This window comes from Streptomyces sp. LS-MS-L19 (genome assembly GCF_058382285.1).
In genome coordinates this window covers 864,637-885,751 of sequence record NZ_JBYCLL010000001.1, presented here as the reverse complement: position 1 = coordinate 885,751, position 21,115 = coordinate 864,637, and the positions used below count along the sequence as shown (strand labels likewise).

Below are 21,115 nucleotides of genomic sequence, written 5' to 3'. Positions count from 1 at the left end.
ACCTCAGCGCTTCGGGGGTGGCCCGCTGGTCCCCCGTACCACCAGCTTCGGCTCCACCACGGCCTCCCGCGGCTCACGCTGGGGGTCCTCCAGCCGCTCCACCGCGAACCGCACCGCGTGCTCGGCCATAAGGCCCGCGTCCTGGCGCACGGTGGTCAGTCCGATCGGCATGAGGTGCGAGAGATGGCTGTCGTCGTACCCGACCACGGACATGTCGCGCGGAACCTCGACGCCGGCCCGGGTCAGCGCCATCAGCAGGCCCATGGCACTGCGGTCGTTGCCCGCGAGCACCGCTGTCGGCAGCGGCCGCCCCTCGTCGCGCTCCGTCAGCAGCAGACGCCCCGTCTCGATCCCGGACTGCTCGGTGTGCTCGCCGGGGATGACCCGCGCCTCCGCCTCCAGCCCATGGCGCCGCATCGCCGCGCCGTAGGCCCGCCGGCGCTCCGACGAGCCGGGGCCCCGGCCGCCGTCGAGGTGCACGATCCTGCGGTGCCCCAGTTCCACGAGGTGGTCCATCGCCTGCCGTACGCCCTTGCCTTCGGCCGAGTGAACGAAGTCCACGTGCGCGTGCGGGACCCGGCGGCTGACGGAGACGGCGACCGTACGGCCCCCCAGCTCCTCCAGGAAGGCGGGCTCGGCGAACGAGCCCAGCAGAAGCACCGCCTCGCAGCGGTGGCTGAGCAGCGCCTCGACGGCCTTCATCTCGCTGCGGCCCTGAGTGGCGCCGGACAGGAGAACCTCGTACCCCAGACGCTCGGCCTCCGGGTAGATGCCCTCGATGAGGTTGGTGTGGAAGGACTGGTGGACCGTGAACATCACGCCCAGCGTGCGGCTGCGGCCGCGCGCCAGGAGGCGGGCCGCGCTGTCGGGGCGATAGCCGATCTCGTCGGCGACCCGCAGCACGCGCTGCCTCGTCTGTTCGCTCGCGCCCGGCTGGCCGCGGAACACGATCGAGACGAGCGCCCGCGACACGCCCGCCTTCTCGGCGACGTCCGCCATCGTGGGCCGCTGCTTGCCCGATGCATCCACCGTGAACTCACCCTCCGACGCCGCCCACCCTGGCGGTGATCAAGAAATCTTCTGGCAACAACCTATTGACATGACATTTGGACCGAGGTCATCGTACTCGTACTAGAGCGCGCTAGTAGAGCGCGACAGGAAATCTTCCGCGTCAGTCACCGGACTCCTCACGGGCCGTCACCGGCCTCTCCGGCGGCTCCGGAACGAAGGGAAACCCCCGTTATGCCGTTCGAAGTGCTGACCATGGGCCGCGTGGGAGTGGACGTGTATCCGCTCCAGACGGGCGTGGGACTGGCCGAGGTCAGCTCGTTCGGCAAGTACCTGGGCGGCAGCCCCACCAACGTCGCGGTGGCCGCGGCGCGCTACGGCCGTACGGCCGCGGTGGTCACGAAGACCGGCCGGGACCCGTTCGGCGACTTCGTCCGCACAGCGCTCGCCGGTCACGGCGTGGACAACCGCTACGTCGGTACGTCGGACATCGCGCCGACCCCGGTGACGTTCTGCGAGATCTTCCCGCCGGACGACTTCCCGCTGTACTTCTACCGCCTGCCGAAGGCCCCGGACCTCGACATCACCGCCGGTGAGCTGGATCTGGCCGCGGTCCGGGAGGCGGCCGTGTTCTGGATGACGGGCACGGGACTGAGCGAGGAGCCGAGCCGTTCGGCGACCCTGGCCGCGCTGCGGCACCGGGCCAAGGCGGGCCCGACGGTGTTCGACCTGGACTGGCGGCCGATGTTCTGGGCCGATCCCGCGCAGGCCCGCGCCCATTACGCCGAGGCGCTGCGGCACACCACGGTCGCGGTCGGCAACCTCGACGAGTGCGAGGTCGCCACCGGCGAGCGCGACCCCCACGCGGCGGCGAAAGCACTGCTGGCCGCCGGTGTGGAGCTGGCGGTGGTGAAGCAGGGACCGAAGGGTGTGCTGGCCGTGCACCGAGGCGGTGAGGTCGCCGAGATCGCCCCCGTGCCGGTGGACGTCGTCAACGGGCTCGGGGCGGGTGACGCCTTCGGCGGAGCCCTGTGCCACGGACTGCTGTCGGGCTGGGACCTGCACCTCACGGTGTCCTTCGCCAACGCCGCCGGCGCGCTCGTCGCCGGCCGCCTCTCCTGCTCGGACGCCATGCCGACCGAGGACGAGGTCCGCACCAAGCTCGATGAGGTGACCAGTGCTGTCTGACAAGCTGAGCCGGATCGTGTCCGCCCGGGTGAGCGACCCGGGCGCCATCGCGGCCGCCGCCGACCGTCGGGTGCGGGCCACCTCGCTGCTGGGCGAGCACGGCAAGGCGATGATCATCGCCGCCGACCATCCCGCCCGCGGCGCCAACGGCGTCGGCGGCGACCCCCACGCCATGGCCGACCGCTCCGAACTGCTCGACCGGCTCTGCACCGCGCTGGAGCGCCCGGGAGTGACCGGGGTGCTGGGCACCGCCGACATCCTCGAAGACCTCCTGCTGCTCGGCGTGCTGGACGGCAAGAGCGTCTTCGGTTCCATGAACCGGGCGGGCCTGGCGGGGTCGGTGTTCGAGATCGACGACCGGTTCACCGGCTACGACGCCGCCACCATCGCGGCGATGGGCTTCGACGGCGGCAAGATGCTCACCCGTGTCGCCCTGGGCGACCCGGCGACGCCGTCGGTCCTGGAGAACACCGCCCGCGCGGTCGACGAACTCAACGACCGCAGGCTGATCGCGATGGTCGAGCCGTTCATGTCCGAGTGGCAGGACGGGAGGATCCGCAACGACCTGTCCACGGACGCGGTCGTCAGGTCCGTCACGATCGCCTCGGGCCTGGGCCGCCGTACCGCCTACACCTGGCTGAAGCTGCCGGTCGTCGACCGGATGGAGCGCGTGCTGGCCTCCTCGACGCTGCCCGCGCTGCTGCTGGGCGGGGAGGTCACCGACGCCGGGGCGGCCTTCGCGTCCTGGGGCAGGGCGCTGAAGCAGCCCACCGCGCAGGGCCTGGTCGTCGGCCGCTCCCTGCTCTATCCCGCGGGCGGCGACGTCGCCGGTGCCGTCGACAAGGCGGTGAGCCTGCTGTGACGTCTTCGAGCGAGTACCGCCTGCCGAACGGCACGCCGGGCAACTATCGCCTGCCGTACGGCACGTCGAGCAAGTACCACCTGCCGAAAGGCACTTCGGCCCATGACCCCTACGACCTCCTGGTCACGCCCGAGTCGGCGGGCCGGGAACACTCCGGCCTCAGGGTCCTGACCCTGAGGCCGGGCGAGGAACACGCCCTGACGACCGGGGAGAGCGAGTTCCTGGTCCTGCCCCTGAACGGCGGCTGCACCGTCGCCGTAGACGGACAGGTCCTCGAACTCGTCGGCCGCGCGGACGTGTTCTCGGCGGTCAGCGACTTCGCGTATGTGCCCCGCGAGTCGCAGGCCGTGATCAGCAGCGCGGACGGCGGAACGTTCGCGCTGCCCTCCGCCCGTACCGAGCGGGGAGGTCAACCGGCTCGGTACGGGTGCAAGGAGGACGTGCCCGTCGAACTGCGCGGCGCCGGAGCGTGCTCGCGGCAGGTCAACAACTACTGCCTGCCGGGCACGTTCGACGCCGAGCAGCTGCTGGTCTGCGAGGTCCTGACCCGGGGCGGCAACTGGTCGTCGTACCCGCCGCACAAGCACGACGAGGCACGGCCGGGCCTGGAGTCCGAGCTGGAGGAGATCTACTGCTTCCAGGTCGCGGGCGAGAACGGCTTCGGCTACCAGCGGGTGTACGGCACCGAGGACCGGCCGATCGACGTGCTCGCCGAGGTGCGCTCCGGCGACGCGGTGCTCATCCCGCACGGCTGGCACGGCCCGTCCATCGCGGCCCCCGGCCACGACCTCTACCACCTCGACGTCATGGCCGGTCCGGGGCAGAACCGCGCCTGGCTGACCTGTGACGACCCCGCGCACGGCTGGGTGCGTACGACGTGGGAGTCCCAGGACGTCGACGACCGGCTGCCCTTCGGAGAGAACCGATGACCGAGACCGTCCGACTGACCACCGCCCAGGCCCTGGTGCGCTTTCTCGCCGCGCAGTACAGCGAGCGCGACGGCCGGGAACAGCGGCTCGTCCCCGGCGTGTGGGGCATCTTCGGGCACGGCAACGTGGCCGGCATCGGGCAGGCGCTGCTGCAGGCCGCCACCACCGGCGAGGCCGACCTGCCGTACTACCTGGCCCGCAACGAGCAGGGCATGGTCCACGCGTCGGTGGCCTACGCGAAGATGCGCGACCGGCTGGCCACCTTCGCCTGCACCGCCTCCACCGGTCCCGGATCCACCAACATGATCACCGGCGCGGCACTGGCGACCACCAATCGCATCCCGGTGCTGCTGCTGCCGTCCGACATGTTCGCCACCCGCGCCGCCGACCCCGTCCTGCAGCAACTCGAGGACACCCGGGGCGGCGACGTCACCGTCAACGACACCTTCCGGGCCGTCTCCAAGTACTTCGACCGCGTGCAGCGCCCCGAGCAACTGATCCCGGCCGCGCTGGCGGCGATGCGGGTGCTCACGGACCCGGTGGAGACCGGCGCGGTCACCCTCGCGCTGCCGCAGGACGTGCAGGCCGAGGCGTACGACTGGCCGGTCTCCTTCTTCCGGCGCCGGGTCTGGCACGTGGGCCGTCCGGTGCCGGAACCGGCCGCGATCGAGCGGGCGGCCCGTCTGCTGCGTGGAGCGCGCAGGCCGCTGATCGTGGCGGGCGGCGGGGCCGTCTACTCCGGCGCGGAGACCGCGCTGCGGGCCTTCGCCGAGGCCACCGGCATCCCGGTCGCGGACACCCACGCGGGCAAGGGCGCCGTCCCCTGGGACCACCCCCGCGCGGTCGGCGGCATCGGCTCCACCGGGTCCTACGCCGCCAACGAACTCGCCCGCGAGGCCGACGTGGTCCTCGGCATCGGCACCCGCTACTCCGACTTCACCACCGCCAGCCACACCGTCTTCGCCGACCCCGACGTCACCTTCGTCAACCTCAACGTCGCCCGCCTCGACGCCGTCAAGCACTCCGCCGAACCGCTCGTGGCCGACGCGCGGCTCGGCATCCAGGCACTCGCGGGAGCACTGGCCGACTGGGAAGTGGACCAGGAGTACCGCGACCGCACCCGTCAACTCATCTCCCGCACAAGGGAGATCGAAAACAGCTGCTTCACCGTCGGCCACAGTCCGCTCCCGGCCCAGACTGAGATCCTCGGCGCGCTCAATCAGGTCCTCGGCGACCGTGACGTGGTCATCAACGCGGCGGGCTCCATGCCCGGCGACCTCCAGCAGCTGTGGCGGGCCCGGGACCCGAAGGCCTACCACGTCGAGTACGCCTACTCCTGCATGGGCTACGAGGTCGCGGCCGGCGTCGGCGCCAAGATGGCCGACCCCACCCGTGAGGTCGTCGTCCTGGTCGGCGACGGCTCGTATCTGATGATGGCCCAGGAGATCGTGACCATGATCTCCGAAGGGCTGAAGGTGATCGTCGTCCTGGTCCAGAACCACGGCTTTGCCTCCATCGGCGCCCTGTCGGAGTCGCTCGGCTCGCAGCGCTTCGGCACCAAGTACCGCTACCGAGACGGCGATTCGGGCCAGCTGGACGGCGAGGTGCTCCCCGTCGACCTCGCCGCGAACGCCTCCTCACTCGGCGCCGACGTGCTGCACGCCACCTCCGTCGAGGAGTTCCGCTCGGCCATGGAGAAGGCCAAGGCGGCCACCCGCACCACGGTCGTCCACGTGGAGACCGACCTGTACGGGCCCAACCCGCCCGGCCACGGCTGGTGGGACGTCCCCGTCAGCCAGACGTCCGCCCTGGAGTCCACCCGCAGCGCGTACGAGACGTACGCCGCCCGCAAACAGGCCCAGCACCACTACCTGTAGCTCCCGTCCCCGCAAAGGAAACCCGCACCGTGAAGACCATCGAGCACTGGATCAACGGCTCCTCCGCACCGGGCTCCGGCTCCGCCACGCAGCCGGTGTTCAACCCGGCCACCGGCGCCGAACAGGCCCGGGTCGTTCTCGGCGGCTCCGCCGACGTGGACGCCGCCGTCCAGGCCGCCACCACCGCCTTCGCCACCTGGTCGGAGTCCTCCCTCACCCAGCGCACCCAGGTGATGTTCGCCTTCCGCCAACTCCTCGTCGAGCACGAGGAGGAACTGGGCCGCATCATCTCCGCCGAGCACGGCAAGACCGTCGACGACGCCCGCGGCGAGATCGTCCGCGGCCGCGAGGTCGTGGAGTTCGCCTGCGGTCTGGGAGACGTGCTGAAGGGTTCCTTCTCCGACCAGGTCTCCCGCGGCGTGGACGTACACGACTTCCGTCAGCCGCTGGGCGTGGTCGCGGGCATCACCCCGTTCAACTTCCCGGCCATGGTGCCGCTGTGGATGCATCCCATCGCCCTCGCCACCGGCAACACCTTCATCCTGAAGCCGAGTGAGCGCGACCCTTCTGCCGCCAACTTCGTCGCGGACCTCTACCAGCGGGCCGGCCTGCCCGACGGCGTGTTCAACGTCGTGCACGGCGGCCAGGACGCCGTCGACGCGATCCTCACCCACCCGGGTATCGAAGCCGTCTCCTTCGTCGGTTCCACGCCGATCGCCAAGTACGTGCACGGGCAGGCGACTTCGCACGGCAAGCGCGTCCAGGCCCTCGGCGGTGCCAAGAACCACGCCGTCGTCCTGCCCGACGCCGACCTGGAGTTCGCCGCGAACCACATCACCGCCGGCGCCTACGGCTCCGCGGGCGAGCGCTGCATGGCCGTCTCGGTGGCCGTGGCGGTGGGCGATGCGGCCGACGGCCTGGTGGAGGTCCTCACCCGCAAGGCCGACGAGATCAAGGTCGGCCCCGGCAACGCTCCCGGCACCGACATGGGCCCCCTCGTCACCATGGCCGCCCAGGAGCGCGTCGAGAACGCGGTCGGCACCGCGGCGGCACAGGGCGCCACCGTGGTGGTCGACGGCCGCGGGGTGAAGGTGGACGGGCACGAGGACGGCTTCTTCACCGGCCCCTCCCTCCTGGACCACGTCACCACCGAGATGGACGCCTACAAGGAGGAGCTGTTCGGCCCGGTCCTCGCCATCGTCCGCGTCGACTCCCTCGACGAGGCCATCGACCTCGTCAGCGCCAACCCCTACGGCAACGGCACCGCCCTCTTCACCGGCTCCGGGGAGGCCGCCCGCCGATTCCAGCGCAGGATCAAGGTCGGCATGATCGGCATCAACGTCCCGGTCCCCGTCCCGATGTCGTACTACTCCTTCGGCGGCTGGAAGGACTCCCTCATCGGCGACCACCCCATCCACGGCCCCGAGGGCGTCCGCTTCTACACCCGCCCCAAGGTCGTCACCACCCGCTGGCCCCGACCCGCCCAGCAGGTCGCCGCCGGCTTCAGCTTCCCCACCTCCGACTGAGCCTCCAAGGACACCTCATGGCAACGGCCCCAACCACCCCGCTCCGCGCCACCGCGGGCAACCTCTGTCTGGGCTCCGCCCCCGACTCCTGGGGCGTCTGGTTCCCCGAGGACGAGCACCAGGTGCCGCACACCCGCTTCCTCGACGAGCTCGCGGAGGCCGGTTACCAGTGGCTGGAGCTCGGCCCGTACGGCTACCTCCCCACCGATCCGCAGCGCCTCAAGGAAGAGCTGGACGCTCGTGGCCTCCAGGTCTCCGGCGGCACGGCCTTCGGCGCCCTGCACCGCCCCGAGGCGTGGGACGAGATGCTCGCCCATGTCCGCCAGGTCGCCACACTCACCCAGGCCGCGGGCGCCCACCATCTCGTGCTGATCCCGCCCATGTACCGGGACGAGAAGACCGGCGCGTTCACCGAGCCGCCCGAGCTGACCGCCGCCCAGTGGGCGGGCTTCGGCAAGGCCGCCGACCGGCTGGGCAGGCTGCTGCTGGACGAGTACGGCGTACGCCTCGTGATCCACCCGCACGCGGACAGCCACATCCAGACCCAGCCGGAGATCGAGCGGCTGCTGAACGAGTCCGACAGCCGGTACACCAACCTGTGCCTGGACACCGGGCACGTGGCCTACGGCGGTGGCGACAACGTCGACCTGATCCGCCGCTTCGGCGAGCGCGTCGGGTACGTCCACATCAAGCAGATGGACCCGGAGATCCTCGCCCAGGTCGCCGCCGAGGACCTCGGTTTCGGGGAGGCGGTCAGGCGCGGGGTGTGTGTCTCGCCGCCCGCCGGGGTGCCGAACCCGGCCGACGTCGTCGCCGAACTGGCCAAGCTCGACGCCGAGTTGTTCGTGATCGTCGAGCAGGACCTGTACCCGTGCGCGCCCGAGGTGCCGCTGCCGATCGCGACCAGCACCCGCGCCCACCTGGCGGACTGCGGCCTGACCGGAACCCGACGCCCGTACGACAAGTAGGAGGTGGGCATGGACGTCAGGGACGACGCGACTCAGGCTCCCACCCTCGAGCAGGACACCCCACCGGCCGTCTCGCGGCGGCTGCGGGTCGTCACGATCGTCGCCACCTTCGGCGGTCTGCTCTTCGGTTACGACACCGGCGTCATCAACGGCGCCCTGCCGTACATGACCGACGACCTCGGCCTGACCCCGGTCACCGAGGGCATGGTCACCAGCTCGCTGCTGCTCGGCGCGGCGCTCGGGGCCGTGGCCGGCGGCCGGTTGTCGGACGCGCGCGGCCGCCGCCGTACGATTCTCACCCTCGCGGTGCTCTTCTTCGTCGGCGCGCTCGCCTGCACGCTCGCGCCGACCACGGCCGTGATGGTCCTGGCCCGGTTCGTGCTGGGTCTGGCGGTCGGCGGTGCGTCGGTGACCGTGCCCGTGTACCTCGCGGAGATCTCCCCTGCCGAGCGGCGCGGTGCGCTGGTCACCCGCAATGAACTGATGATCGTCAGCGGTCAGTTGCTGGCGTTCACCTCCAACGCGGTCATCGCGCGGGTGGGTGGTGAGTCCGGGGGCGTGTGGCGCTGGATGCTGGTCCTCGCCACGATTCCCGCCGTGGTGCTGTGGTTCGGGATGCTGGTCATGCCGGAGAGCCCGCGCTGGCTGGCCTCGCAGAGCCGGTTCTCCGAGGCGCTGGAAGTGCTCCGGCAGGTCCGGTCCCGGCAACGGGCCGAGGCCGAGCTGAGCGAGGTCTCCGCGCTCGCCGTCAAGGACGAGCGGGAGAAGCTGGGCGGCTGGCAGGACATGAAGTCCGTGCCCTGGGTACGGAAGCTGATGCTCGTCGGCTTCGGCATCGCGATCGTGCAGCAGGTCACCGGCGTCAACACGATCATGTACTACGGCACCCAGATCCTGGAGGACGCGGGCTTCGCCTCCGACACCGCGCTGACGGCGAACATCGCCAACGGGGTGATCTCGGTGCTGGCCACGTTCGTGGGCATCTGGCTGCTGGGCCGGGTCGCCCGCCGCCCGATGCTGATGACCGGTCAGACGGGCACAACGGCGGCCCTGTTGCTGATCGGTGTCTTCTCCCTGGTGCTGCCGTCCGGAGACCTCCGGGCCTACGCCGTCCTCGCCATGACGGTCACCTTCCTGGCCTTCCAGCAGGGCGCGATCTCGCCGGTGACCTGGCTGATGCTGTCGGAGATCTTCCCGATGCGGATGCGCGGCTTCGGCATGGGCATCGCGGCCGTGGTGCTGTGGCTGACCAACTTCGTGATCGGGCTGGTCTTCCCGTCGCTGGTCGACGCGATCGGGATCTCCCACACCTTCTTCCTGTTCGTCGTGGCGGGGATCTTCTCCCTCACCTTCGTGAAGCTCTACGTCCCCGAGACCAAGGGCCGCACCCTCGAAACCCTCGAAGCCGAACTCCGGGCGCGCTTCTCCTAGTTGCACCTAGTTAGGAAACGACCATGACTGTACGTGTAGGTGTCGTCGGCGCCGGCTGGATCGGCAAAGAGCACATCAGGCGGCTGACCGACACCGTCACCGGCGCCCGGGTCACCGCCGTCACCGACATCGATGCCACCCGGGCGGCCGAGGCGGCCGAGCCGGTCGGCGCCCGGGTGCTGCCCGACGGCGCGGCCGTGGTCGCGGCCGAGGACGTGGACGCGGTCCTCGTCACCTCCTGGGGCCCGACCCACGCCGAGCACGTGCTGAACGCGATCGCCGCCGGGAAGCCGGTGTTCTGCGAGAAGCCCCTCGCCACCACCGCCGAGGACTGCCTGAAGATCATCGAGGCGGAGCAGGCGCACGGCCGCCGTCTGGTCCAGGTCGGTTTCATGCGCCGCTACGACGCCGGCTACCGGCAGATGAAGCAGGTCATCGACTCCGGCCGGATCGGCGAGCCGCTCATCGTGCACTGCGCGCACCGCAACCCGACCGTCCCGGAGTCCTACACCTCCTCGATGGCCGCCCTGGACACGGCCGTTCACGAGGTGGACGTGCTGCGCTGGCTCCTCGACGACGAGATCGTCTCCACCCAGGTGCTCACCCCGCGCGCCACGAGCAGGCGGTTCGCGCACCTCAAGGACCCGCAGATCATGCTCTTCGAGACGGCCAAGGGCATCCGCATCGACCTGGAGGTCTTCGTCAACTGCCAGTACGGCTACGACATCCAGTGCGAGGCGGTCGGCGAGGAAGGGCTCGTACGGCTGCCAGATCCGGCCACCGTGGGTGTGCGGACCGCCGCCTCGCACAGCACCGAGGTCCTCACCGACTGGGTGGGCCGCTTCCGGGACGCCTTCGACACCGAGTTCCGCGAGTGGATCACGGGTGTCGCCGCCGGGGCGGAGCCCACCGGCCCGTCCTCCTGGGACGGCTACGCAGCCACCGTCATCACCGCCGCGACCGTCGAGGCCCTGGACTCGGGCCGCGTCGTCGCCACCGACCTCAAGCCCCGTCCCGCCTTCTACGGAGGTGCCGCGTGAAGATCGCCCTCGACCCGTACATGTTCCGCGCCCTGTCCCTCGACGACATGGTGCGCACCGTGGCCGAACTCGGCTACGAGTACATCGAGTTGTCGCCGCGCGACGACTTCATGCCGTTCTTCCTGCACCCGCGGGCGGACGACGAGCGGATCGCCGAGCTGAAGAACGCCCTGCGCAGGCACGGTGTGCAGCTGTCCTCGGTGCTGCCGCTGTACAAGTGGTCCTCGCCCGACGAGACCGAGCGGCAGGCCGCCGTCCGCTACTGGAAGCGGATGATCGAGATCACCGCGGACCTCGAATGCCCGCTGATGAACAGCGAGTTCAACGGTCGTCCCGAGCGCGCGGCCGAGAGCGAGGCCGCGTTCTGGCACTCGCTGGAGGAACTGCTCCCGTTGTTCGAGCGGGAAGGCATCGCCCTGAACCTGGAGGCACACCCCGACGACTTCTGCGAGGAGAACACCCCGGCCGTCGACCTGGTCCGCGCGATCAACGAACCGTGGGTCAACTACCTGTACTGCGCCCCGCACAGCTTCCACCTCTCGGGTGCTTCGGAGGTCGGGGCGGACATCGCGAAGATGATGCGCTACGCCGGTGACAAGCTCCAGCACGTGCACATCGCGGACTCCTTCAACCACAAGGGTTCCAGCGGCCTGCGCTACATCCTCAACCCGCCCGGCACCGCGGCCCGCATCCACCAGCACCTGGACATCGGCCAGGGCGAGGTCGACTGGGACGCCTTCTTCGGCACACTGCGCGAGCTGGACTTCGACGGCGTCGCCACGGCCTGCGTCTTCGCCTGGGAGGAACGCGCCCGCGAGTCCTCGGCGTTCATGCTGGACCGGATCACCAAGGAACTCGCGGGGTGATCCATCCGACGGCGGCCGGTGTCCCCCTCCGGACGCCGGCCGCCGTCGGGTGGTCCGATCCAGCGGCCTCGGACAGCTTCCGCGCCGCAGCGGCCGGCATCTTCCCGGAACCGCCCCGCCCCCGATCAGCAGACCTCGGGCAGCGCTCGGACATTGTCTGTACCCGGAGCAGCGGTGTCGTGCTCGGCGCGGGCCAGCTCGAGCAGGCGCTGCCAGGAGGTCACGGTCGGCCGGCGGCGCAGCAGAGCTCGCCTGTCGCGTTCGGTCATGCCACCCCACACGCCGTGCTCGATGCGGTTGTCCAAGGCGTAGGCCAGGCACTCCGTGCGGGAGGGGCAGCCGGTGCACACCGCCTTCGCGCGATTCTGTGCCGCGCCCTCGACGAACAGCTCGTCCGGATCAGCAGTCCGGCACAGCCCCCGCTCACTCCAGTCGGAACTCGATATCACTCCGGCACCGTCCTCTCCCCGATACGGCCTGTGCCTACGCCGCGGCTACATGCAGCAGGCATGTGACAGTACGGGAGCGCGCACCCGGGATGCAGCGGCGGCCGAGCACCTAACCCCTTCGAGTGACACGGGGCTTGCAGTGCGGGAGTGGGGGCGCTATCACGCGAGAACACGTGGGGTGGGGAGCTGTCGGAGCCCTGCGGGAGAGGAGCGCAGCCGCGAGCCGGGTGGCCGCCGCGGTCGCTGCGTCACGCGATGGTCAGCTCCGGATGATGCTTCTTCACCACCGCGGGGTGGGCGCGGACCCAGCCCTTGAGCTCGTTCCAGCCGAACTCCGCGAACAGCGGGTTGTCCGGGTCCTCCGTCACGCCCGTCGCGTCCGACGCGCCGGGGAAGGGGAGCGGGGCGATCCGGGCGTCGAGCCGGGGGTTGTAGAAGAACGGTGCGGAGAAGCGCTCGCGTGATCCCGGGGGAGAGACCACGCGGTGGTTCGTCGCCTTCAGGTAGCCGTTCGTCGCGACCTCCAGCAGCTCGCCGAGGTTCACCACGAACGCCCCCGGCAGATACGGCACATCGATGAAGCCCTGCCCGTCCGGCGTCTCCACCTGGAGTCCGGGCACCTCGTCCGTGAGCAGCAGGGTCAGGAAGCCGTAGTCCTTGTGCACGCCCACGCCCTGGTCGTCCCCCTCCGGTGCCCGGCCCGGGTACCGGACCAGTTTCAGGTGGTTGCGCGGGTGGCCGGAGAAGGCGTCGTCGTAGAAGTCCTCGGGACCGCCGACGGCTGCGAGCAGCTCGTGCAGCAACCGGTGGGCGACCGTGCTGAGCCGGGCCATCCACTCCAGCGCGACCTCACGCAGGACGGGCAGGGCCGCGGGCCACTGGTTCGGCCCCTCCAGCCACCAGTAGGGCGGCTCGCCCTGGGCCGGCACGTGAGCGGGCAGCTCGTTGCTGATGTCGAGCTGGTCGCGCCAGTCGCGGCGGCCCTGGGTGTGCTCGTTGCCGGTCCGCGTGTAGCCCCGGAAGTGGGGCGAGTTGAGGTTGTCGAGCGCGTGCCGGTCGGCCTCGGGCAGGGCGAAGAAGTCGCGGGCGGTACCGAGCAGCCGGACCTGTTCGGCGGGGGTGATGCCGTGCCCGACCAGCTGGAAGAAGCCGACGTCACGCGCGGCCCGGTGGAGCGCGTCACGGTCGGGTGCGGAGAGGTCGATCACCGGGAGGGAGGCGGGCTGGGACATGGCTGGTGTTCCTTGCGAGTGGTGCGTGTACGAGGAGGGGGCGAGCGGGGATCGCTGGTTCCCGGCGCGCCGGGCCGGGAGCGCACCCCCGCGGAGTGGTGCATGTCGGCGGGGGTGCGCTCGGGCTCGGAATGCCCTCAGTGGCCTGTCGGTGCGGCGTCGAGGCGGTCGGCCAGTTCCTTGATCTCGGCGGGGCCGACCCGGCAACAGCCGCCGACGAGCGCCGCGCCGGCGGCGAGCCAGGAGGGTGCCAGGTCCGCGATCTCGTCCTGGGCGCCCAGCCAGCTCCGGGTTCCGGGATCCCAGACGCCGCCACCGTTCGGATAGACGACGCCGGGCAGCCCGGTGTTCAGGGCCAGCGCGGCGGCCGCGTCGGCGGCGGGGGCGCAGTTCACCCCCGTGGCGACCACGGTGTCACTGCTCCGGGCCAGCGCGAAGGCCTCCGTCAGCGGCTGGCCCGCGCTGGTGGTCGTCCCGCGGATGCTGTACGAGAGCCAGGCCGGGATGCCCAGGCCGTCCAGGGCGGTCAGCACGGCCTCGGCCTCCCGCAGGTCGGGGATGGTCTCGACGGCGAAGACGTCGGGGGCCGCCTCGGCCAGCGCCTCCAGCCGGGGCCGGTGGAAACGGGTCAGCTCGGCCACGCTGAGGCCGTAGTCGCCGCGGTATTCCGAGCCGTCGGCCAGCATCGCGCCGTAGGGGCCCACGGACGCCGCGACCCAGCGCCTGCCGCCTCCCTCGGATGCGGCGGCTTCGGCGGCCTCGCGGGCCAGGGACACGCTGCGCCGCAGCAGTGCCGTGGTCTCGGTGCGGGAGATGCCCAGGCGGCCGAAACCGTCGTAGGTGGCCTGGTAACCGGCCGTGATGGCGACCTGGGCGCCCGCCGCGAAGTAGGCGCGGTGGACCGCCGTGATCGCCTCGGGGGCGTCGCGGAGCAGGCGGGCGGACCAGAGGATGCCGCTCAGGTCGTGGCCCTGGGCCTCCAGCTCGTTGGACATGCCGCCGTCCAGGACGAGGGGGCCGGCGGCCAGGGCGTCGCGGAAGGTCGTCACAGCACTCTCGTCACGAAGTCGCGGGTACGGGGATGGTCGGGGGCGGTCAGGACGCGGGTGGGCGGTCCGGACTCCAGGATCTGTCCGTCGTCGAAGAAGACGACCTCGTCGGCGACCTCGCGGGCGAAGCCCAGCTCGTGGGTGACGACGAGCATCGTCATGCCGTCGGCGGCGAGGTCGCGCATGACGTCCAGGACCTCGCCGACCAGTTCCGGGTCGAGGGCGGAGGTCGGCTCGTCGAACAGCATGAGCTTCGGCCGCATCGCCAACGCGCGCGCGATGGCGACGCGTTGCTGCTGGCCGCCGGAGAGCTGGGCGGGGTAGGCGTCCCGGCGGTCGGCGAGACCGACCCGGTCGAGGAGGGCCAGCGCCTCCTCGGTGGCCCGGGCGCGGGGGCGGCCCGCGCCGACCGGCCCCTCGACGACGTTGGCGAGGGCCGTCAGGTGCGGGAAGAGGTGGAAGCGCTGGAAGACCATGCCGATGTCACGGCGCTGCCGGGCCAGGTCGCGGCGGCGCAGTTCGCGCAGCCCGTCCCGGTACGGCTCGTATCCGATCGGTTCGCCGTCCACCAGGATCCGGCCCCCGTCGGGCCGCTCCAGGCGGTTCACGCACCGCAGGAAGGTGGACTTCCCCGACCCGGAGGGCCCGATCACACAGGTGACCGTCCCACGCGGTACGGACAGGTCGATTCCGCGCAGCACCTCCCGCCCGGCGAAGGACTTGCGCACACCGGTGGCCTCGATCATCATCGGCTGCCGCCCTTCGCGAAGTGCCGTTCGAGGTAGTGCTGGCCGATGTTCAGCAGGGTCGTGACGGCCAGGTACCAGATGCTGGCGACGATCAGCAGCGGGATCGTCTCGTAGGTGCGGGCGTACACGATCTGCACGGAGTACAGCAGCTCCGCGTAGGCCAGCACGCTCACCAGGGAGGTCGTCTTGAGCATGGAGATGGTCTCGTTGCCGACCGGCGGGATGATCACCCGCATCGCCTGGGGCAGGACGATCCGGCGCAGGGTCCGGGCCCGGGACAGGCCCAGCGCGTCCGCCGCCTCCAGCTGACCGTGGTCGACCGAGACGATCCCGGCCCGGATGATCTCGGCGAGATAGGCGGCCTCGTTGAGGCCGAGGCCCAGCAGGGCCGCGGTGAAGGTCGTGATGACGGAGTTCGCGGGGACGTCGCCGACCGCCGGCAGGAGGGGCAGGTGCAGCGACAGCGTCGGGTACAGGGCGGAGATGAAACCCCAGAACAGCAGCTGGACCAGGAGAGGGGTGCCCCGGAAGAGCCAGATGTAGGCCCAACTGACCGTCCGGGCAACGGAGTTCTCCGACAGCCGCATGAGTGCCAGTGCGATGCCGAGCACGAGCCCGATCGCCATGGCGGCGGCGGTGAGTTCCAGGGTGGTCAGCAGGCCCCGCAGCACGGTCCGGCTGAACAGCCAGGCGCCGACCGTCTCCCAGCCGAAGCGCCGGTTCGTGATCAGCGACTGGGCCAGGCTCGCGGCCAGGAGCACGACCACGAGGGTCAGCACCCACTGCCCCGGCCGGCGGCGTCGGTAGACCGGCAACTCCGCGCTCATGAGGCCGCGTTGATCTCGAACTCGTCCAGGGCGCCGGACTCCAGGCCCCACTTGGCGAGGACCTGCTGGTAACCGCCGCTCGCCTTGAGGTCCTCCAGAGCCGACTTGAGCAGTCCGGTCAGCTCACTGTTCTTCGGTACGGCGATGCCGAAGGGCGCGTCGCCGTAGGAGTCGCCGGCCACCTCCAGCTTGCCGCCGGACTGCTTGGCGGCATAGGCGGCGACCGGCGAGTCGGCCAGGGCGGCGTCGGCACGGCCGCTGGTCACGGCGAGGTTCACACCGGTGCCGTCCGGGAAGGTGCCGACCTTGATCGGCGTCTTGCAGGTCTTCGCCCGGGCCGGCAGGTCCACGAGCGCCTGCGTGGACCCCTTCGCCACGGCGACGGTACGGCCGCACAGAGAGTCGCCCTCGGGCTTCAGCGCCTTGGGGTTGCCCGACGGGACCAGCAGGGACGTGCCCGCGTCGAAGTAGGTGACGAAGTCGACGACCTTCTCCCGCTCGGCGGTGTCCGTGAAGGAGGAGACGCCGAGCTGGTACTTGCCCGACTGCAGGCCCGGCAGGATCGAGTCGAAGGGCACGTTCACGATGGTGACCTTGACGCCGAGGACGGTGCCGATGGCCTTGTCCAGGTCGGCCTCGGCACCGACGACCGTCTTGTTGTCGGCGGCGAAGAAGTCCATCGGCGGGTAGCTGACGTCACTGGCGATCGTGATCCCGCTCGCCTTCAGGGCGGCCGGGACCTTGGCGGCGAGCGCGGCGTTCTTCGCGATCGGTGCCGTGGCCGGGGAGGCGCTGGAGGAGGCGGCGGCCGGGTCGGAGGGGTCGGCGCAGCCCGCCAGGAGCAGTGCCGCGGAACCGAGGAGTACTAGCGGGCGCAGAGCGGACAAGGGGAACTCCTGACGAGCCTGATGTGCGAGGGATGGCTGGAGACTATCTCCGGATGCGTAATAGGCAAATCCAGTTGCTCATGATGCACGCACCTTGCAATGAACCTGCAATGTCCGCGCAATGATGGGCGCGCGGCGGCGCGGCGGCCCGGCGTATGCTCGGCCCGCGATGACCACCGACAGCAGCCTGAAACGCGGCCTGGCCGTCCTGCGACTCTTCGCCCGGCACCCGTCGCAGGACCCGCGCGGCCACACCGCCGCCGAGGTCGCGGCGCTGCTGGGGCGCGAACGCAGCCAGGTCTCCCGCATCCTGCGGAACCTCGAAAGCGCCCGCTTCCTGCGCCGTGATCCCGCGTCGCTGCGCTACTCCGTCGCCTGGGAGCTGTACGCCCGTGCCCAGCAGATCACCGAGGCACGACTGCGCCGGGACGGCCGCACCGCGCTGGAGGGCGTCGCCGCCGACACGGGGGAGTGCGCCTACCTGGGAGTCCTGCGGGGCGCCAGCTCGGTGACGATCCTCGAGTCGATGCCGCCGGCGCTGTCCTCGTTCGTGTCCTGGGTGGGCCGCGCCTATCCCGCGTACTGCAGCGACGCCGGACAGGCCCTGCTGTTCGACGCCGACGACACCGAGGTGGCGGCCGTCCTCGCACGCACCGCCTTCGTCCGGCACGGCCCCAACACCCCGGCCGACCTGGACGACTTCATGACCCGGCTGGACGCGGCCCGCAAGCGCGGCTACTCGATCGTCGACCAGGAGGCCGAGCCCGGCCTGTACTCGCTCGCCGCTCCGGTCAGGGACTTCCGGGGGGAGATCGTGGCCGCCGTGCAGGTCGTCGGCCCCCGCCGCCGGCTGGAGCCCGCGACGGCGGCCTGCGCGGACTCGGTGGTCCGCTGGAGCGACTGGCTGACGGCGGCGCTGTGTTCCACGGACGGAGGAACGGACGCGGACTGAGTGCCCGTCGGTTCAGCCGAGCAGGGAGGCCAGCCGCGCCGCCGCGTCACCGATCGCGGTGACGAGCTCCTCCCGGTCGTCCCTGGCCGCCGCGTGCGGGACGACCGCGCTGACCGCCGCCACGACATCCCCGTGCGGATCCCGCACCGGCGCCGCCACCTCCAGTACGTCCTCGTCGTACTCGCTCTCGCAGACCGCGATCCCACGCCCGGCGTCCGCGGTGACCCGCGCCAGCAACTCCTCCACGGTCCGCGGCGCGTAGGGGCCGCCCGCCCCGATGAAGTCCTCGCCGCCGAGGAGTCGGGCGATCTCCTCCCGGGACCGGTCGAAGAGCAGTGCCCGTCCCGCCCCGGTGCACCAGACCGGAGTCAGCCGCCCCGCCCGCGCCCAGGAGAACTCGGCCCAGGCCGCCAGCTCGGCCCGCACCGAGAGCACCATCGCCCCGCGGAGCACGTCCACGTACGCACACGCCCCGAACCGGACCACCAGCCCCCGCAGCAGCGCCCGGCTCTCCACGCCCCACGGACCGGCCTGGGCCGCGACGGCCAGCAGATCCGCCCCGGCGCGGAACTCGTGACCGTCCCGGGCGAGTGTGCCGGTGCCGACCAGATCCCGCAGCAGCCGCGACGCCTGCCCCTTGTCCAGCCCGCCGTCCTCGGCCAGCCGGACCACACCGGGTCCCCCTCGGCTGTCGAGCTCCCCGCGGAGCACCCGCTCCACCAGCCCGAGCCCTCGAGGCAGTGCACCCGTCGCCACGTCCATGCGCCGGATGCTACAGATTCCGGGGATCACCTGCCCGCCCGTGACGCCGTACCTGCGCGCGAACGAACACCTCTGGCTGCACCAACTGCCCTATATGGCAGGTTCGTTGACACCGACCGAACCACGTGCTTCCATCCCGTCATGTCTCTGCCGGAGCCTCTGACCCGCCGCCGTGCCGTGGACCTCGTCCGCGTCGCCGCCGCGCTGTGTCGTCTCCACGGCTGATCGGCTTTCCCCGGTTCTCTTCTGCGACGGCCGCGTCGCGCTTGCCCCGTTGGTCTCAGTAGGCCCGTCGAGGACGCTCCCACGCGCTCCGAGCTTTTCTCCCCTCCCACACATGACGGGACCGCCATGTCCGCTCCCCGCTCCGCCGCCCACCACGAGATCGCCTACGACCGCCGCAGGCTGCGCCAGTGGCTCGCCGGCGAGGCCAGAGCGGACGGCGTCACGCGGCGTCGGCTGCTGACCCTCCTGGCCGCGACCGCCACCGCCACCGCCCTCCCCGTGCGGAATCCGGCACACGCCGCCGACTCCCCGATCGTCAAGCCGTTGCCGCCCGAGTCGTTCATCCAGCGCGGCACCAACGCCGAGACCCGCTGGGAGGCGCTGCGCGGAACCGGTCATCACACCCCCAACGCACTGTTCTTCGTCCGCAACCACACCGCGACGCCCGTCCTGGACGCCGCCGACTGGCGGCTGAGGCTGTGGGGTGACGGGCTGCGCGGCACGCCCGCCGAGGACAAGCCGGTCGAGTTCGGCTACGACGATCTGCGCGCCCTGCCCGCCGTCACCCGGACCGCGTTCGTCGAGTGCGCCGGAAACGGCCGTAGCTACTACACGACACAGCAGGGCGAGACGGTCACCGGCACCGCGTGGACGCTGGGAGCGGTCGGCGTCGCGCGCTGGCGCGGGGTGCGCCTGGCCGACGTACTGCGCAGGGCCGGGCTGTCCCCGTACGCCGTGGACGTGCAGCCCCGTGGCCTGGACGCCGAGTACGTCAGCGGTGGCGAGAGCCTGGGCCGGGTGCGCCGGCCGCTGCCCGTGGCCAAGGCGCTGGACGACGTGCTGCTCGCGTACGAGATGAACGGCGAGCCGCTGCCGTACGACCACGGGTACCCGGTGCGAGTGCTCGTGCCCTCGTGGGTGGGGATCGCCTCGATCAAGTGGGTCGGCGACATCCAGGTGTCGGCACAGCCCCTGTACTCGCCGTGGAACACCACCTTCTACCGGCTGTTCGGGCCCTCCTACCCGGAGCACGGCAGTGCGCCGCTCACCCGGCAGACGCTCAAGAGCGCCTTCGAACTGGCGGGCGGCGCGACGTTCGCGGCGGGGGAGAGCCACGTGCTGCACGGCCGGTCCTGGTCGGGCGCGGGCGGCATCGCGCGGGTCGACGTCAGCACCGACGGTGGGACGCACTGGCGGCGCGCCCGACTGCACGACCGGCCGCGTCCCGGCACCTGGACGCGCTGGTCCCTCCCGTGGACGCCCGGGACACCAGGTCCGACCCACCTGCTGGCCCGCGCCACGGACACGGCGGGCCGGACCCAGCCGGACACCGCCGTGCCCAACACGCAGGGCTATCTGTTCGACGCGGTCGTGCGGCACCCGGTGACCGTGGTCTGAAACGGAGTGTCGACCTCTGCCTCACCGCGAGGAACCCCGGGATGGCGTTCCGGTCACACGCCGCCGCGTTCGCGGGGGATCTTCTGGCCGGCCTCGATCGCCACCGGCAGCCGGTTCTCGGCCGGGGGCAGCGGGCAGGTCGCCAGGTCCGTGTAGGCGCACGGCAGGTTCGCGGCGCGGTTGAAGTCCAGGACGACCGTGCCGTCGGCCGCGGGCGGATCGAGGGACAGGGTCCGGTTGGCCGCGTAGGTGGTGACCCCGGAGGTCGCGTCGGTGAACAGCACCATCAGACCCGCACCAGGGCCGGGAAACGCGGTCAGCGACAGTGGGTTCCCGTCCAGCTCGAACTCGACCCGGCCCGGAGCGTCGTACACGTGCTCGAGGCCCTCGACCGCGGCGCCCACGGTGGTCGGCCGCGGTGCGTCGAAGGGGACGTAGCGGCCCGTGACGGCCCAGCGCGGGTCGGGGGCGTAGGCGGGTGTTCCGGTGAAGGAGGTGCGCAGCGGTGCGTCCGGGTGCCGGGGGCGCAGGATGTCCTGGCCGCCGCGCTTGGCGACCTCGATGACGGCGTCGTTCCAGACGGCGTCGACACCGCCGCGCTCGGGAAGCACGCCGAAGCGGTGCTCGCCGTGCACCAGAGTCCCGTCGACGACCAGTTCCTCGCCCTCGTCGAGTTCCACGACGACGCCCTCGGGGCCGGTGCGCCACGCGCCCGGCGCGTCCGGGAAGCGCTGGGGGCGGTCGTCGAGCCAGTGCAGGCCGGTGATCGCCAGGAACCCGTGCGGGGCGGCGAGCCGGGCCTCCTGGGCGCGGTACCACTCCAGCCAGGTCTCGGTGAACGCGTGGAGGTCCGTGGTGGTGGCCTCGGTGGTCATGGGGAATCTCCTTGG

The 21,115-nt window shown here is 71.4% G+C and carries 20 protein-coding genes; 11 read left to right on the top strand and 9 right to left on the bottom strand.

What is annotated here, in order from left to right; genetic code table 11:
• Nucleotides 1-3 precede the first annotated feature (3 nt).
• Nucleotides 4-999 (bottom strand): LacI family DNA-binding transcriptional regulator, encoded by a 996-nt coding sequence (locus AC2XR2_RS03940; protein ID WP_491518402.1) that lies wholly within the window; start codon nucleotides 997-999, stop codon nucleotides 4-6.
• A gap of 243 nt (nucleotides 1,000-1,242) precedes the next feature.
• Between AC2XR2_RS03940 and iolC the strand changes: the two genes are divergently transcribed.
• From iolC to AC2XR2_RS03895, 9 genes are read left to right on the top strand one after another with little or no spacing between them, the layout of a single operon-like run.
• Nucleotides 1,243-2,196, top strand: a complete 954-nt coding sequence (iolC, locus tag AC2XR2_RS03935) for a 5-dehydro-2-deoxygluconokinase (protein ID WP_491514277.1) — start codon at nucleotides 1,243-1,245, stop codon at nucleotides 2,194-2,196.
• A complete protein-coding gene (locus AC2XR2_RS03930; RefSeq protein ID WP_491514276.1) occupies nucleotides 2,186-3,058 on the top strand; it encodes a Cgl0159 family (beta/alpha)8-fold protein in 873 nt (290 codons plus the stop codon). The genes iolC and AC2XR2_RS03930 overlap by 11 nt, the downstream gene beginning before the upstream one ends.
• A 50-nt stretch (nucleotides 3,059-3,108) precedes the next feature.
• Nucleotides 3,109-3,987: a 5-deoxy-glucuronate isomerase gene (iolB, locus tag AC2XR2_RS03925; RefSeq protein ID WP_491518401.1), complete on the top strand. Its 879-nt coding sequence runs from the start codon at nucleotides 3,109-3,111 to the stop codon at nucleotides 3,985-3,987.
• Entirely contained in the window at nucleotides 3,984-5,864 is a 1,881-nt protein-coding gene (gene iolD, locus AC2XR2_RS03920; RefSeq protein ID WP_491514275.1) for a 3D-(3,5/4)-trihydroxycyclohexane-1,2-dione acylhydrolase (decyclizing), read from the top strand. The genes iolB and iolD overlap by 4 nt, the downstream gene beginning before the upstream one ends.
• Before the next feature lie 29 nt (nucleotides 5,865-5,893).
• Nucleotides 5,894-7,390 carry a CoA-acylating methylmalonate-semialdehyde dehydrogenase gene (locus AC2XR2_RS03915; RefSeq protein WP_491514274.1) on the top strand — a complete coding sequence of 499 codons (1,497 nt, stop codon included), beginning with the start codon at nucleotides 5,894-5,896 and terminating at the stop codon, nucleotides 7,388-7,390.
• Nucleotides 7,391-7,407: 17 nt separating this feature from the next.
• Nucleotides 7,408-8,358, top strand: coding sequence for a TIM barrel protein (locus tag AC2XR2_RS03910; protein ID WP_491514273.1), 951 nt, complete (start codon nucleotides 7,408-7,410; stop codon nucleotides 8,356-8,358).
• Nucleotides 8,359-8,367: 9 nt separating this feature from the next.
• Complete coding sequence (locus AC2XR2_RS03905; RefSeq protein ID WP_491514272.1) at nucleotides 8,368-9,789, top strand: sugar porter family MFS transporter; 1,422 nt, start codon at nucleotides 8,368-8,370, stop codon at nucleotides 9,787-9,789.
• A 23-nt stretch (nucleotides 9,790-9,812) separates the two neighbouring features.
• Complete coding sequence (locus AC2XR2_RS03900; RefSeq protein ID WP_381299496.1) at nucleotides 9,813-10,829, top strand: Gfo/Idh/MocA family oxidoreductase; 1,017 nt, start codon at nucleotides 9,813-9,815, stop codon at nucleotides 10,827-10,829.
• Nucleotides 10,826-11,695, top strand: a complete 870-nt coding sequence (locus tag AC2XR2_RS03895) for a sugar phosphate isomerase/epimerase family protein (RefSeq protein ID WP_491514271.1) — start codon at nucleotides 10,826-10,828, stop codon at nucleotides 11,693-11,695. The genes AC2XR2_RS03900 and AC2XR2_RS03895 overlap by 4 nt, the downstream gene beginning before the upstream one ends.
• 125 nt (nucleotides 11,696-11,820) lie before the next feature.
• On the opposite strand, the gene AC2XR2_RS03890 is transcribed toward AC2XR2_RS03895, so the two are convergent.
• From AC2XR2_RS03890 to AC2XR2_RS03865, 6 genes are all read right to left on the bottom strand, one after another.
• Complete coding sequence (locus AC2XR2_RS03890; RefSeq protein ID WP_491514270.1) at nucleotides 11,821-12,144, bottom strand: WhiB family transcriptional regulator; 324 nt, start codon at nucleotides 12,142-12,144, stop codon at nucleotides 11,821-11,823.
• Nucleotides 12,145-12,392: 248 nt separating this feature from the next.
• Nucleotides 12,393-13,376: an isopenicillin N synthase family dioxygenase gene (locus tag AC2XR2_RS03885; protein ID WP_491514269.1), complete on the bottom strand. Its 984-nt coding sequence runs from the start codon at nucleotides 13,374-13,376 to the stop codon at nucleotides 12,393-12,395.
• 137 nt (nucleotides 13,377-13,513) lie between these two features.
• The gene (mmuM, locus tag AC2XR2_RS03880; RefSeq protein WP_491514268.1) at nucleotides 13,514-14,425 is read right to left on the bottom strand and encodes a homocysteine S-methyltransferase; all 912 of its coding nucleotides are present in this window, start codon (nucleotides 14,423-14,425) and stop codon (nucleotides 13,514-13,516) included.
• A complete protein-coding gene (locus tag AC2XR2_RS03875; protein WP_381299550.1) occupies nucleotides 14,422-15,171 on the bottom strand; it encodes an amino acid ABC transporter ATP-binding protein in 750 nt (249 codons plus the stop codon). The genes mmuM and AC2XR2_RS03875 overlap by 4 nt, the downstream gene beginning before the upstream one ends.
• Nucleotides 15,171-16,001 carry an amino acid ABC transporter permease gene (locus AC2XR2_RS03870; RefSeq protein ID WP_491514267.1) on the bottom strand — a complete coding sequence of 277 codons (831 nt, stop codon included), beginning with the start codon at nucleotides 15,999-16,001 and terminating at the stop codon, nucleotides 15,171-15,173. The genes AC2XR2_RS03875 and AC2XR2_RS03870 overlap by 1 nt, the downstream gene beginning before the upstream one ends.
• Entirely contained in the window at nucleotides 15,998-16,888 is an 891-nt protein-coding gene (locus AC2XR2_RS03865; RefSeq protein ID WP_381299502.1) for an ABC transporter substrate-binding protein, read from the bottom strand. Before AC2XR2_RS03865 ends, AC2XR2_RS03870 begins: the two co-directional genes overlap by 4 nt.
• Before the next feature lie 169 nt (nucleotides 16,889-17,057).
• Here AC2XR2_RS03865 and AC2XR2_RS03860 point away from each other — a divergent pair, with 169 nt between their 5' ends.
• On the top strand, nucleotides 17,058-17,840 hold the full coding sequence (locus AC2XR2_RS03860; RefSeq protein WP_491514266.1) for an IclR family transcriptional regulator: 783 nt from the start codon (nucleotides 17,058-17,060) through the stop codon (nucleotides 17,838-17,840).
• 12 nt (nucleotides 17,841-17,852) lie between these two features.
• Here the strand turns inward: AC2XR2_RS03860 and AC2XR2_RS03855 are convergent, their stop codons facing one another.
• Complete coding sequence (locus AC2XR2_RS03855; RefSeq protein ID WP_381299503.1) at nucleotides 17,853-18,602, bottom strand: IclR family transcriptional regulator domain-containing protein; 750 nt, start codon at nucleotides 18,600-18,602, stop codon at nucleotides 17,853-17,855.
• Between the two features lie 351 nt (nucleotides 18,603-18,953).
• Here AC2XR2_RS03855 and AC2XR2_RS03850 point away from each other — a divergent pair, with 351 nt between their 5' ends.
• Complete coding sequence (locus tag AC2XR2_RS03850) at nucleotides 18,954-20,225, top strand: sulfite oxidase (protein ID WP_491514265.1); 1,272 nt, start codon at nucleotides 18,954-18,956, stop codon at nucleotides 20,223-20,225.
• A 53-nt stretch (nucleotides 20,226-20,278) separates the two neighbouring features.
• Here AC2XR2_RS03850 and AC2XR2_RS03845 read toward each other — a convergent pair whose 3' ends face one another.
• Entirely contained in the window at nucleotides 20,279-21,100 is an 822-nt protein-coding gene (locus AC2XR2_RS03845; RefSeq protein WP_491514264.1) for a DUF1684 domain-containing protein, read from the bottom strand.
• Nucleotides 21,101-21,115 lie beyond the last annotated feature (15 nt).